This window comes from Microbacterium sp. ZXT2-5, assembly GCF_055329545.1.
In genome coordinates this window covers 2,701,986-2,714,425 of the sequence record NZ_JBUZWD010000001.1, presented here as the reverse complement: position 1 = coordinate 2,714,425, position 12,440 = coordinate 2,701,986, and the positions used below count along the sequence as shown (strand labels likewise).

At 70.6% G+C, this 12,440-nt stretch carries 12 protein-coding genes; 6 read left to right on the top strand and 6 right to left on the bottom strand.

Annotated elements, in window-relative coordinates; genetic code table 11:
- Positions 1–4 precede the first annotated feature (4 nt).
- Both ACZBH1_RS12105 and ACZBH1_RS12100 read left to right on the top strand, forming a co-directional pair.
- Positions 5–1,723, top strand: coding sequence for a helicase-associated domain-containing protein (locus ACZBH1_RS12105; RefSeq protein ID WP_463646491.1), 1,719 nt, complete (start codon positions 5–7; stop codon positions 1,721–1,723).
- A 71-nt stretch (positions 1,724–1,794) separates the two neighbouring features.
- Positions 1,795–3,453 (top strand): DNA repair helicase XPB, encoded by a 1,659-nt coding sequence (locus ACZBH1_RS12100; protein WP_336396665.1) that lies wholly within the window; start codon positions 1,795–1,797, stop codon positions 3,451–3,453.
- Positions 3,454–3,489: 36 nt separating this feature from the next.
- Here ACZBH1_RS12100 and ACZBH1_RS12095 read toward each other — a convergent pair whose 3' ends face one another.
- Positions 3,490–4,362: an alpha/beta fold hydrolase gene (locus ACZBH1_RS12095; RefSeq protein WP_463646490.1), complete on the bottom strand. Its 873-nt coding sequence runs from the start codon at positions 4,360–4,362 to the stop codon at positions 3,490–3,492.
- Between the two features lie 75 nt (positions 4,363–4,437).
- On the opposite strand from ACZBH1_RS12095, the gene ACZBH1_RS12090 reads away from it, so the two are divergent.
- Positions 4,438–4,986 carry a TetR/AcrR family transcriptional regulator gene (locus ACZBH1_RS12090; protein WP_336396667.1) on the top strand — a complete coding sequence of 183 codons (549 nt, stop codon included), beginning with the start codon at positions 4,438–4,440 and terminating at the stop codon, positions 4,984–4,986.
- 6 nt (positions 4,987–4,992) lie between these two features.
- Here ACZBH1_RS12090 and ACZBH1_RS12085 read toward each other — a convergent pair whose 3' ends face one another.
- Positions 4,993–6,213 carry an NAD(P)/FAD-dependent oxidoreductase gene (locus tag ACZBH1_RS12085; protein WP_463646489.1) on the bottom strand — a complete coding sequence of 407 codons (1,221 nt, stop codon included), beginning with the start codon at positions 6,211–6,213 and terminating at the stop codon, positions 4,993–4,995.
- Positions 6,214–6,419: 206 nt separating this feature from the next.
- Here ACZBH1_RS12085 and ACZBH1_RS12080 point away from each other — a divergent pair, with 206 nt between their 5' ends.
- From ACZBH1_RS12080 to ACZBH1_RS12070, 3 genes are all read left to right on the top strand, one after another.
- Complete coding sequence (locus ACZBH1_RS12080; RefSeq protein ID WP_336396669.1) at positions 6,420–7,112, top strand: response regulator transcription factor; 693 nt, start codon at positions 6,420–6,422, stop codon at positions 7,110–7,112.
- Positions 7,113–7,394: 282 nt separating this feature from the next.
- On the top strand, positions 7,395–8,891 hold the full coding sequence (locus ACZBH1_RS12075) for a sensor histidine kinase (protein WP_463646488.1): 1,497 nt from the start codon (positions 7,395–7,397) through the stop codon (positions 8,889–8,891).
- 141 nt (positions 8,892–9,032) lie between these two features.
- On the top strand, positions 9,033–9,320 hold the full coding sequence (locus ACZBH1_RS12070; protein ID WP_336396671.1) for a WXG100 family type VII secretion target: 288 nt from the start codon (positions 9,033–9,035) through the stop codon (positions 9,318–9,320).
- Between the two features lie 75 nt (positions 9,321–9,395).
- Here the strand turns inward: ACZBH1_RS12070 and groL are convergent, their stop codons facing one another.
- The 4 genes from groL to ACZBH1_RS12050 all read right to left on the bottom strand — a co-directional run bounded on the left by groL (position 9,396) and on the right by ACZBH1_RS12050 (position 12,438).
- The gene (gene groL / locus ACZBH1_RS12065) at positions 9,396–11,015 is read right to left on the bottom strand and encodes a chaperonin GroEL (protein ID WP_336396672.1); all 1,620 of its coding nucleotides are present in this window, start codon (positions 11,013–11,015) and stop codon (positions 9,396–9,398) included.
- A gap of 188 nt (positions 11,016–11,203) precedes the next feature.
- Positions 11,204–11,404 carry a cold-shock protein gene (locus tag ACZBH1_RS12060; protein ID WP_336396673.1) on the bottom strand — a complete coding sequence of 67 codons (201 nt, stop codon included), beginning with the start codon at positions 11,402–11,404 and terminating at the stop codon, positions 11,204–11,206.
- A gap of 150 nt (positions 11,405–11,554) precedes the next feature.
- Positions 11,555–12,124, bottom strand: a complete 570-nt coding sequence (locus ACZBH1_RS12055) for a LytR C-terminal domain-containing protein (RefSeq protein ID WP_336396674.1) — start codon at positions 12,122–12,124, stop codon at positions 11,555–11,557.
- Positions 12,125–12,189: 65 nt separating this feature from the next.
- Positions 12,190–12,438, bottom strand: coding sequence for a DUF3263 domain-containing protein (locus tag ACZBH1_RS12050; protein ID WP_336396675.1), 249 nt, complete (start codon positions 12,436–12,438; stop codon positions 12,190–12,192).
- Positions 12,439–12,440: the final 2 nt, after the last annotated feature.

Below are 12,440 nucleotides of genomic sequence, written 5' to 3'. Positions count from 1 at the left end.
CGGGTTGGTCTCCGACGCGCGCGCACTCGCGACACGGCTCGCCGATCTCGGGGATGCCGCGCTCGCGGCGACGCTCGCGGCACGGGGCGTGACTGCCCAGGCCGGATGGCACGACTTCTTCGACGCCGCGGAGAGCCTGCTCGAGTCCTCATCGGTCGACCGTGCGCTGACCCGCCTCGACCGCCGCGATCTCATCGCCCTGCGGGACGGGCGAAGCCGGGCCGACGGCACAGCGTCGCTCCTCGCGCTCGTCGACGCCGACGGTGCGCCGTACGCGGTGGTGGCCGAACGGGTGGCCGCCGCGGCGGCCACCTCCCCCGAGGCGTTCACCCCCGCCGCCGACGAGCGCGAGCCGGCGCCCGCCGAGCCGCGATCCTCCGCCGGGGCCGCAGAGCGGGCGTTCACGACGGCCGGCTCCCTCGCCGACGTGCTCCTCGCGTGTCTGCACGCCCCTCTCGCGCGGACGGGCGCCGGTCCGGTGAGCGCGGCGGACCGCCGCCGGCTCATGGATGCCGGGGCCATCGAGTTCTCGGACGACCTCGAGGATCTGCTGACCTCCGCCGCGGGAGCGGGCCTCGCCGTCGCGCACGACCGCGAGTGGGTCGTGACCGACCTGGGCGAACGGTGGCTGGAGGCGCCTACTCCGCAGCGCTGGGAGGCGATCGCCGAGGGGCTGCGCGCCAGCCTGCCCGCGGGGCTGCGCACCCCGGCGGGTGGATTCGCCTCGCCCGCCTCGTGGCCGACGGCGTACCCGCTCGACCCGGACTGGCCGGCGCGCGCCGGTGAGCTCCACCGCCTCGGCGTGCGCTGGGGCCTGTTCGATCCCGCCGGCGCCGCCGAGTTCCCCTGGACGGCGGCGCTGCGCGCGGGCGAAGCGGCCGACGCCGCCACGATGGCGCCGTACCTCCCCGCCGAGATCGACAGGGTGTATCTTCAGGCCGATCTCACCGCGATCGCGCCAGGGCCGCTCGCGCCCGCACTCGACCTGCGGCTGCGCTCCATGGCCGCACGCGAATCGCGCGCGCAGGCGTCGACCTACCGCTTCACCGCCGCGTCGCTCGCCGCCGGCATGACCGAGGGCGAGACGGCGGAGTCGATGCGGGCCTTCCTCGCCTCGCTGTCGCTCACCGGGATCCCCCAGCCGCTGGAGTACCTGATCGAGAGCACGGCAGCACGACACGGCATGGTGCGTGTGCGCGCCCACGAGGGCACCGGCCGCACCCGGGTCGAGAGTCCCGACACGAGCCTGCTCGACGCCATCGCGATCGATCAGGCGCTTCGTCCGCTCGGACTCGTGCCCGACGGCGAGGCCCTCACCTCGCGCGTGGCCAGGGACGCGGTCTACTGGACGCTCGCAGACGCCCGGTACCCGGTGATCGCGCTCGATGCGGCAGGACGCCCGGAGTCGATCCACCGGCGCACCTCGGGCACGCCCTCGGAACCCGCGGCGACGGCGGAGCAGGCGTACGCACGACTCATCGCCATCCTCCGCGGCGGGCACGGCACGGACGGCGAGGCGGGGTGGCTCGAGCGCGAGCTCGAGCAGGCCGTGCGCAGCCGCGCCGAGATCATCGTGGTGGTGCGCATGCCCGACGGCGCGGAGCGCTCCTTCACCCTCGAGGCGGCCGGGCTCGGCGGCGGCCGCCTGCGCGGACGCGACCGCGCCGCCGACATCGAACGCACCCTGCCCGTGTCGAGCATCGTCAGCGTCGGCGTCGCGTGAGTCGCGGCATCCGCTTCGCCCTCCGAGCCGTCACGCCCGTCCCGCCCGGGGCGCCGGTAAACTAGCTCGTTATGGCTGACGGCCCCCTCATCGTCCAGAGCGACCGCACGGTGCTCCTCGAAGTCGCACATCCCGACGCCGAGAGCGCCCGCCACGAGCTGGCGATCTTCGCCGAGCTCGAGCGCGCCCCCGAGCACATCCACACCTACCGCATCACGCGGCTCGGGCTGTGGAACGCACGGGCCGCCGGGCACGACGCGCAGGACATGCTCGCGACGCTCGACCGGTGGTCGCGGTTCCCGGTGCCCCCGTCGGTCTCGATCGACATCTCCGAGACGGTGGGCCGGTACGGGCGTCTGGTCATCGAGCGCACCCCGGTCGCCGAGGACGGCAGCGGAGGCGAGCTGATCCTGCGATCGACGGATGCCGCGGTCCTGGCGGAGGTGTCGAAGAACAAGCGCATCCAGCCGCTGCTGATCGGCCACCCCTCCCCCGACGTCTACGTCGTCGACGCGTGGGCCCGCGGCCAGATCAAGCAGGAGCTGCTGAAGATCGGCTGGCCGGCCGAGGACCTCGCCGGCTACACGCCGGGGACGCCTCACCCCATCGACCTCGCGGAGGACGGCTGGGAACTGCGCCCGTATCAGCGGCAGGCGGTCGACATCTTCACCGACGGCGGGTCCGGCGTCGTGGTGCTCCCCTGCGGCGCCGGCAAGACCCTCGTGGGCGCGGGCGCCATGGCCGAGACGAAGACGACGACCCTCATCCTCGTGACGAACACGGTCAGCGCGCGCCAATGGCGCGACGAGCTGCTCAAGCGCACGTCGCTGACCCCCGAGGAGATCGGCGAGTACTCGGGGCAGGTCAAGGAGATCAAGCCGGTCACGATCGCGACCTACCAGATCCTCACCGCGAAGCGGAAGGGACAGTACGCCCACCTCGCGCTGCTGGACGCCCTGGACTGGGGTCTGATCGTCTACGACGAGGTGCACCTCCTGCCGGCGCCGGTGTTCAAGCTCACCGCCGACCTGCAGGCGCGGCGACGGCTGGGCCTGACGGCGACCCTCGTGCGCGAGGACGGCCGCGAGGGCGACGTCTTCAGCCTCATCGGCCCCAAGCGGTTCGACGCGCCGTGGAAGGAGATCGAGGCTCAGGGCTTCATCTCCCCCGCCGTCTGCTACGAGGTGCGCGTCGACCTGCCGGCCGGCGACCGCCTCGAGTACGCCGCCGCGGCCGACGACGAGCGGTACCGTCTCGCCGCCACGGCGCCGGCGAAGATCGGCGTCGTGCGTCAACTCGTGGAGCGGCACGAGGGCGAGCGCATCCTCATCATCGGGCAGTACCTCGATCAGATCGACGTGCTCGCCGAGGCGCTGAACGCCCCGAAGATCACCGGGCAGACGCCGGTCGACGAGCGCGAGGAGCTGTACCAGGCCTTCCGTGTGGGCGAGATCTCCGTGCTCGTGGTGTCGAAGGTCGCGAACTTCTCGATCGACCTGCCCGAGGCATCCGTCGCCATCCAGGTCTCGGGCTCGTTCGGGTCGCGCCAGGAGGAGGCCCAGCGCCTCGGCCGGCTCCTGCGCCCGAAGCAGTCGAACCACACCGCCAGCTTCTACACGCTCATCGCGCGCGACACCGTCGACCAGGACTTCGCGCAGAACCGGCAGCGGTTCCTCGCCGAGCAGGGCTACGCCTACACGATCCTGGACGCGCACTCCCTCGCGGCCTGAGCGGCCACATCCAAGGACAGGCCGGCCCTTTTCCGATCAGACCCCGAGGAACTCGCCGATGCGCCGCGCCACCTCGGCGGGGTTCTCGTCGACGACATAGTGCCCGCCGCCGGGCACGTATTCGATGGTCGTGTGCGGGGCGTCGTCGGGACTCACCTCGAGCGCATCCTTGGGGAGCAGCCCGTCATCCGCGCCGAAGAGCACCAACGTCGGCGTCCTCAGTACCCGCCCGTGGTAGGAGCCGTTCACCGCCCTCATGAAACCGGGGAGTATCAGTCCGCGGTACAGCTTGGACGCTGCGCGGGCGCGCGCCGGATCGGCCAGCGCGCGCTCATAAGCCGCCTCGTCGGCCTCCGCCTTCGGGCGCACCTGGAAGGCGTGGAGGATGTAGTTCGCGAGCCGCTGCCGACCCCGCGACAGCAGGGCGGGCCCGAGGCCGGGGGTGGCCACTGCCCACTGGAACCAGAGGTGCGGCAGTGCTTTCATCAGCCCGAGCGCGAGCCCTCTGTTCATGCGCAGATACGGGGCGGGCACCGCGATGGCGACGTACCTCCGCACCCGCTCGGGATGCGTCAGGCACAGATCGAATCCGACGATCGCGCCCCAGTCGTGGGCGACGAGATCGACCTGCTCCAGCCCCAGCTCGTCCAGCAGTGCGATGACATCGCGCTGCACCGTCTCGGAGTCGTAGCCCGAGCTCGGCGCGTCGGTCTCCCCCGCTCCTCGCAGATCCGGCGCGATGAGCCGCGCCCGATCCGACAGCGCCGCCATGACGGGCGCCCACTCCCTGGAGCTCTGGGGGAACCCGTGCAGCATGAGCACGGGCCTTCCCGTTCCGGCCTCCGTGACGCGCATACGCAGTCCGTTCGCGGTGACCATCGACGAGCGGATGCCGGCGATATCGGTCATGCGACGAAGGTTACTACTTTCATAGTGGATTGTCACTACTTCTATAGTAGATCGGTATCGCCTACAGTCGGGATCATGGCATCGACACGCGAGCGAGCACTCGACGCCGCGCTCGCACTCGTCGGCGAACAGGGCATCCGGGCGCTGACCCACGCGCGCGTGGACGAGCGCGCGGGTCTGCCGAAGGGATCCACGTCGAACTGGTTCCGCACTCGCGATGCGCTCGTGGCGGGGGTCGTGGCGTGGCTCGCCGAGACCGAGCGGGCGGAGTTCGCGGCCGGCGGCACATCCCCGGTGGAGACGCCCGGCCAGCTGGTCGAGGCGCTCAGCGCCCTGATCGAGTGGCAGACGGGACCGCTCGCGAAACGCACGCGGGCCCGCTACGCGCTGTTCCTCGAGGGCGCCGGCGATGCCGAGCTCCTCGCCCCGCTCCTGGACCAGCGCCGCGCGTACGTCGAGTGGACCACGGCGATCCTCGCGCGCGTGGGGGCGAACGCGCCCGATCAGGCCGTCCGCACGCTGATGGCCGCGGGCGACGGACTCGTCCTGCACCGCGTGACGGTCGATCCGGATGCCGAGGTCCGGCCAGTCGTCGAGCGCGCGGTACGTGCGTGCCTGGACTGACGACCTTCAGCCGAGGAGCCCCTCCAGCGGCACGTTCTCGTCGCGCAGCCGCTCGCGATCCACCCGATCGCCCGAGCGGATCAGCGCCTGCACGGTCTTGGTGGTCTTCGGCACATTGACGCTCATGGCGCCCACCACCGTGTCCTCACCCACCCAGAAGGCGATGAACTGCCTCGCCTCCGCATCGCCGCGCACGACCAACTCGGCATCCCGCATCAGCGGCGGATAGCCCGACAGCTCCATCGACACGTCGAACTGGTCGGTGTAGAAGTACGGGATGGAATCGTGGGACGCCTCGATCCCGAGCATCGATCGCGCCGCGACGGCGCCGCCCTTGAGGGCGTTGTCCCAGTGCTCGCTGCGGAGGCGACGCCGGATACCCGGGTGGAACGCGTTGGCGACGTCGCCGGCCGCGTACACGCCGGGGGCGTCGGTGCGCAGACCCGCGTCGGTCAGGATGCCGTTGTCGACGGCGATGCCGGCTTCCTCGGCGAGCGCGAGGTTCGGTGCCGCGCCGACGCCCACGACGACGAGGTCTGCTGCGACCTCCTCGCCGTCCACGACCACCGCGGTGACCCGGTCGCCGCCGAGGATCCGTTCGACGCCGACGGAGGCGCGGAGGTCGACGCCGTGGGCCCGGTGGAGGTCGCGGAACACGGCCCCCATCTCCGCACCGATGGCCGAAGCCAGTGGAACCTCGCCTCGCTCGAGCACCGTGACGTCGTTGCCCAGCGTCCGCGCGGTCGCCGCCACCTCCATCCCGATCCATCCGGATCCGATCACCACGAGCCGTCTGCCGCCGTCGCGCAGGTCGGCCGCGAGCGCGTCGGCGTCGTCGAGCGTGCGGAGCGTCCGCACCCCGGGCAGCTCGGCGCCCTCGAGCGGGAGGCGTCGCGGCGACGACCCCGTCGCCAGGAGCAGAGCATCGAAGGCGAGCGTCGTGCCGTCATCCAGCACAACCCGCCCGTCGCCGGGCTCCACAGCGACCGCGACGGTGCCGGTCCGAAGATCCGCCATCCCGTCGGCGTACCACTCCGAGGGGTGCAGCACGACCGCATCCGGCCCCTCGACCCCCTGCAGATATCCTTTCGACAGCGGCGGACGCTGATATGGCGGATGCCGCTCCGCGGTCACGACCGTGACGTCGCCGTCGAAACCCTCTGTGCGGAGCCGCTCCACGGCCTTGCCCGCGGCGAGCCCGCCTCCGACGATCACGAAGTGCGCCATGATGCCTCCTCGAGCACGGTCGCATCGCGCGGCGGGCCTTCGTCCCCCGTGGCCTGCGGCAGCGTGCGCGCGCGGGTCTGTGATTGCCATGCTCCCCCTGCCCGCCCGCTTGTTCAAGGGGCGCTCCTCCGTGCCGGGCGCGCGGGGAAGCCGGACTCGGGAGCGATATCCAGACATCCCATGGCATCCGCCGACATAATGAGGGCATGACCGCACCGCGCATCCTCGTCGTGGACGACGAACCGAACATCCGCGACCTGCTGATCACGAGCCTGCGATTCGCCGGGTTCCAGGTCCGCGCCGTGTCGAATGGCGCGCAGACGATCTCGGCCGTCCTCGAAGAGGAGCCCGATCTCATCATCCTCGACGTGATGCTGCCCGACATGAACGGCTTCAGCGTCACCAAGCGCCTGCGCGGAGCCGGATACACCGCCCCGATCCTCTTCCTCACCGCCAAGGACGAGACCGAGGACAAGATCACCGGACTCAACGCCGGAGGCGACGACTACGTCACGAAGCCCTTCAGCCTCGACGAGATCGTCGCACGCATCCAGGCGATCCTGCGGCGCACCATGCAGGCCGACGAGGAGTCGATCATCCGGGCGGGCGAGCTGACCATGGATCAGGACACGCACGACGTGCAGGTCGGGGACGTCTCGATCGACCTCAGCCCGACCGAGTTCAAGCTGCTGCGCTACCTCATGCTCAATCCCAACCGGGTGCTGTCGAAGGCCCAGATCCTCGACCACGTGTGGGAGTACGACTTCAACGGCGATGCCGGCATCGTGGAGAGCTACATCTCGTACCTCCGCCGCAAGATCGACCCACACTCGTCCGAGCCCCTCATCCAGACCAAGCGCGGCTTCGGCTACATGCTGAAGGCCGGCAAGACCGCCTGACGGCGGACCCGGAAACGGAGGGGCGACCTGGCTCACCAGCCCGATGCGGTCACCCGGTGGTGGCGCGGCACGAGTCTGCGCGCGAAGGTCACCGGGGTCACCGTCGCGCTCCTGGCCGTCGGCCTGTTCGCTGCCGGACTCGGCACGGCGGTCTTCCTGCGCAACGCCCTGGTCGCCAGCGTCGACGAGCAGACCCAGCAGCTGGCCGCCACCGATGTCGCCAGCACGCTCTTCGACATCGAGATCACTGCGACCGGCCCGCGGTTCACGAAGAAGACCGATGTGCCCTCCCCGTCGTACTTCGTCGCGATCTACGGTCCCGACGGCGCCTTCGAGACGAGCGCCGGCGGCAACGGCGGGCCTCCCCCCGACTTCCCCGAGGTGATGACCATCGAGGAGGTCACCATCCGCGGTGTGTCGACCTTCCCGCTCACCAACGCCGAAACCGGCAACACGTATCTCGCGAGCACCGACCTGTATCTCATCGAGAGCGTCTCGGACTACTACACGCAGCTCGTCGCGCTGCCGCTGGCGCCCAGCAACCAGATCGTCGCCCAGTACATCGGCATCTACGGCATCCTCGCGCTCGTCATCCTTGTCGTCGGCGCGGTCGCCACCCGCTACCTCGTCACCCTCACGTTCCGCAGCCTCGGTCAGGTCGAGTCGACCGCCGACGCGATCGCGGCGGGCGACCTCAGCCAGCGCATGACGGACATCGAACCGACCACGACCGAGGTCGGCAGGCTCAAGACCGCCATCAACGCGATGCTCGATCGCGTAGACAGCGCGATCTCGCAGCGCGATGCCACGGTGCGTCAGATGCGGCGCTTCATCGGCGACGCCAGCCACGAACTGCGCACGCCGCTGGTCACCGTTCGCGGGTACGCCGAGCTCTACCGCATGGGCGCGGTGCGCGGCGAGGACGACGTCGCCCAGTCGATGGACCGCATCGAGAAGGAGGCCGTGCGCATGGGCCTGCTCGTCGAGGACCTGCTCGCGCTGGCGCGTCTCGACGAACGGCGCGACGTGATCATCGCTCCCGTCGACCTGCGACCCATCGCCCGTGACGCCGCTCTGGATGTGCGGGCCGCCTCCCCCCGGCGCCCGGTCACCACGATCGACACCACGATCGTGGAGCCCGCGCTCCCACCCGACGAGGAGGACGACGCCGTCAACCCCGACGCGAAGCGGCGGACCGGCGGCCCGTCGGCGATCTCGCGGGCAGGCGCGACGCTGTCGCTGCTGCGGAGACGCCCGAAGCCCGTCCCGGCCTCCAGCGCGAACGGGTCCAGCGAGATGCCTTCCGTGCTGCCCGAATCGGAGCCTTCGCCGCGCGCCGGCGCCCTCGCGCCGATCGTGCTGGGAGATGAGAACCGCATCCGGCAGGTCGTGACGAACCTGCTCGGCAATGCGCGCCGCTTCACGCCGGAGGACTCCCCCATCGAGCTGCGGGTCGGCATCGACGCACGGGCGCACATGGGCTGGGTCGAGGTCGTCGATCACGGCGAGGGGGTGCCCGACCAGATCAAGGAGAAGATCTTCCAGCGCTTCTGGCGCGCCGACACGTCGCGCACGCGCGAGACGGGCGGCTCCGGCCTCGGGCTGTCGATCGTGGCGTCGATCGTCGAGGCGCTGCACGGCTCGGTCGGGGTCGTCGACACCCCCGGAGGCGGAGCGACCTTCCGCGTGTCGTTCCCGCTGGCCGACATCCGCGACGCCGCCGAGCACCTCGATACGCCGACGCAGCCGCTCGCTCGCCTCGCCGACGCCTCGGAGTGACGGGGCTCCTCCCCATCCCGGCCCCGCGACGCCCGATGCACAGATGAGGGCGGATGCCGCGCCTCCCCCCGTGCCGCGCGCTTAGCGTTGCGGGCACGGCGGGTTCGGCATCCGGCCACCGCACATCGATCAGGAGCACCTATGGCCGTCTTCACCGTCGACAGCGACACCATCCTCGCCTCCACCACCTCCGTGCGGGGCACGATCGACCGGCTCCAGGCCGAATCCGACGCGATGCTGGCCCAGCTGACGCAGCTGCAGTCGTCGTGGACGGGAGCGGCGTCCGCCGCCTTCGCGGGCGTCGTCGAGCAGTGGCGCGCAACCCAGCGCCAGGTGGAGGAGTCGCTGGCGCAGATCAACGCCGCACTGGCGTCCGCCGCGCGCCAGTACGCCGACACCGAGCTCGCGGCGACCAGCATGTTCCGCTGACCCCCGGAGAACACAGAACGGCCCCTCCAAGCGGAGGGGCCGTTCTGTGGAGACGCTACGCGGTCGTGGACGTGGTCAGAAGTCCATGCCACCGGTCGGGTCGCCGGCCGGGGCCGCGACCTTCTCGGGCTTGTCGGCGACGACGGCCTCGGTCGTGAGGAACAGACCGGCGATCGACGCGGCGTTCTGCAGCGCCGAGCGGGTCACCTTGGCGGGGTCGATGATGCCCTGCGCGAACAGGTCGCCGTACTCGCCCGTGGCGGCGTTCAGGCCGTGACCCGCGGGGAGCTCCGACACCTTGTTCGCCACGACGCCCGGCTCGAGACCGGCGTTGAGGGCGATCTGCTTCAGCGGAGCCTCGATCGCGACACGCACGATGTTGGCGCCGGTCGCCTCGTCACCCGTCAGCTCGAGGGCGTCGAGCGCCTTCTTGCCGGACTGGATCAGGGCGACGCCACCACCGGGGACGATGCCCTCCTCGACGGCCGCCTTCGCGTTGCGAACGGCGTCCTCGATGCGGTGCTTGCGCTCCTTCAGCTCGACCTCGGTGGCCGCACCCGCCTTGATGACGGCCACGCCGCCGGCGAGCTTGGCAAGACGCTCCTGGAGCTTCTCGCGGTCGTAGTCGCTGTCGGTGTTGTCGATCTCGCGGCGGATCTGGGTCACGCGACCCTCGATCGCAGCGGCGTCGCCCACACCCTCGATGATCGTGGTCTCGTCCTTGGTGACGATGACCTTGCGCGCACGGCCGAGCAGGTCGAGGGTGGCGTTCTCGAGCTTGAGACCGACCTCCTCGGTGATGACCTGGCCGCCGGTGAGGATCGCGATGTCCTGCAGCTGCGCCTTGCGACGGTCGCCGAAGCCGGGAGCCTTGACGGCGACCGACTTGAAGATGCCGCGGATCTTGTTGAGCACGAGCGTCGCGAGAGCCTCACCCTCGACGTCCTCGGCGATGATGACGAGCTCCTTGCCGTCCTGGATCACCTTGTCGACGACGGGCAGAAGGTCCTTGATGTTCGAGATCTTCTGGTTCGCGATGAGGATGTACGGGTCCTCGAAGACGGCCTCCTGGCGCTCCGGGTCCGTGACGAAGTAGGGGTTGATGTAGCCCTTGTCGAAGCGCATGCCCTCGGTGAGCTCGAGCTCGGTGCCGAAGGTCTGCGACTCCTCGACGGTGACGACGCCCTCCTTGCCGACCTTGTCGATGGCCTCGGCGATGAGCTGGCCGATCTCCGGGTCAGCGGCCGAGATCGACGCCGTGGCGGCGATCTGGTCCTTGGACTCGACCTCCTTTGCGGACTCGAGCAGCTCGGCGGTGATGGCGGCGACGGCCTTCTCGATGCCCTTCTTGAGCGAGATGGGGTCGGCGCCGGCTGCGACGTTGCGCAGACCCTCGCGCACGAGCGCCTGAGCGAGGACGGTCGCGGTGGTCGTGCCGTCACCGGCGACGTCGTCGGTCTTCTTGGCGACCTCCTTGACGAGCTCCGCGCCGATCTTCTCGTACGGGTCGTCCAGCTCGATCTCCTTGGCGATCGAGACACCGTCGTTCGTGATCGTGGGGGCGCCCCACTTCTTCTCGAGCACGACGTTGCGACCGCGCGGGCCGAGCGTCACCTTGACGGCGTCGGCCAGGATGTTGAGGCCGCGCTCGAGGCCGCGACGGGCCTCCTCGTCGAAAGCGATGATCTTTGCCATGTGTGTGTCGTCCCTCCGGAACGTTGGCTTTGGGAATTAGCACTCAATGAAGACGAGTGCTAAATCATTCTGGCACTCGACCCTACCGAGTGCAAGCCGCGGGAAGGAGATGCCGAAACGCAGAGAGACGGAGTGCCGTGAGGCACTCCGTCTCGGGTGTCGTCAGCGTCGGGCGCTGAGCCGAGGGCTCAGACGACGCGCACCGCCTCGGCCTGAGGACCCTTCTGGCCCGCCCCGACCGTGAACTCCACGGTCTGCCCCTCCTCGAGCACGCGGAAACCCGTCATGTCGATGTTGGAGTAGTGGACGAAGACGTCCTGGCCGTCGGCGACGGTGATGAAGCCGAATCCCTTCTCGGCGTTGAACCATTTGACGGTGCCCTGGGTCATGCGTTTCTCCTGTTGCCGGCGTTGCTGGGCTTCATCGTATGCAGGCGCGCGGACGCCGATCGGGCGATTCGTCACTTGTTGACACGCCGGCACACAAGTGTTTACCGGCGCGAAACACACTCCCGCCCGAGCGCTGCAGAGCGGTGCGCGTCAGGGTGTGGGGGCGGGCGTCTGTCCGGCGGCCGTGCGGTCCAGGCCGACGACGACGGTCAGCTGCGGCGTGTCGGGCGAGGTCGACGGGTAGGCGTCGCTCTGCTCGATGGCGGCGCCCCCGATCACCTCCGCCAGGCCGGCGGCCGCGGCCTCGTCGGCGGCGGCGCTGTAGAAGACGGTGGTCGTCGGGAAGTCCTCGGAGCCCGCCTCTCCCGCCGTCACGGCATCGTCGGCCCACCCGGCGGCGACCACGACGTCCTTCAGCTGGGTGGCGAGCCCCTGCTCGGGAGTCGCGTTGAGGATCATCACGGCGTAGGTCGTGTCGACGACCGGTGTCACCTCGGGAACCGGCTCGACGGTCGGCACCGGGGTGGGTGCCAGCTCGATGCGGCCCGAGGCGATCAGGGTGCCGAAGATGCCGACTGCGATGAGCACGAGGGTGGCCAGCGCGGCCCACAGCAGCACGACCCAGCCCCGCATGCGCGGGTTCTCCGCCCGGTGCGCGCCGACGCGGTCCGTCTCCGGCACGTCGTCGAAACGATCGCGGGGGAAGCTCGTGGTCGGCACCCGACGATGCTACCGGGCGAACGCGGGGTGTTCAGGACCGGCGGACCCGCGACCCCGCCGGGCGATCAGCGGGCGTCGGCGGCGCGCGCCGCGCGGTCGTGCACCCGCGCGTCCCGCAGGCGCCGCAGGCGCTTCACCAGCATCGGGTCGTGCTCCTGCGCGTCGGCCGTGTCGATCAGACGGCCGAGCAGCTGGTAGTAGCGCGCGGGTGAGATGCCGAGGTCGGCCCGGATCGCCTCCTCCTTGGCCCCCGCGTGGCGGCGCCACTCCGCCTCGAAGTCGAGGATGGCGCGGTCGCGGTCGGTCAGAGGCACGC

What these genes read in the sequence shown, in the direction of transcription:
- groL (WP_336396672.1), bottom strand. Translation starts at nt 11,015, where the DNA reads ATGGCAAAGATCATCGCTTTCGACGAGGAGGCCCGTCGCGGCCTCGAG.
- ACZBH1_RS12100 (WP_336396665.1), top strand. Translation starts at nt 1,795, where the DNA reads ATGGCTGACGGCCCCCTCATCGTCCAGAGCGACCGCACGGTGCTCCTC.
- ACZBH1_RS12090 (WP_336396667.1), top strand. Translation starts at nt 4,438, where the DNA reads ATGGCATCGACACGCGAGCGAGCACTCGACGCCGCGCTCGCACTCGTC.
- ACZBH1_RS12070 (WP_336396671.1), top strand. Translation starts at nt 9,033, where the DNA reads ATGGCCGTCTTCACCGTCGACAGCGACACCATCCTCGCCTCCACCACC.
- ACZBH1_RS12060 (WP_336396673.1), bottom strand. Translation starts at nt 11,404, where the DNA reads ATGACCCAGGGCACCGTCAAATGGTTCAACGCCGAGAAGGGATTCGGC.
- ACZBH1_RS12095 (WP_463646490.1), bottom strand. Translation starts at nt 4,362, where the DNA reads ATGACCGATATCGCCGGCATCCGCTCGTCGATGGTCACCGCGAACGGA.
- ACZBH1_RS12080 (WP_336396669.1), top strand. Translation starts at nt 6,420, where the DNA reads ATGACCGCACCGCGCATCCTCGTCGTGGACGACGAACCGAACATCCGC.
- ACZBH1_RS12085 (WP_463646489.1), bottom strand. Translation starts at nt 6,213, where the DNA reads ATGGCGCACTTCGTGATCGTCGGAGGCGGGCTCGCCGCGGGCAAGGCC.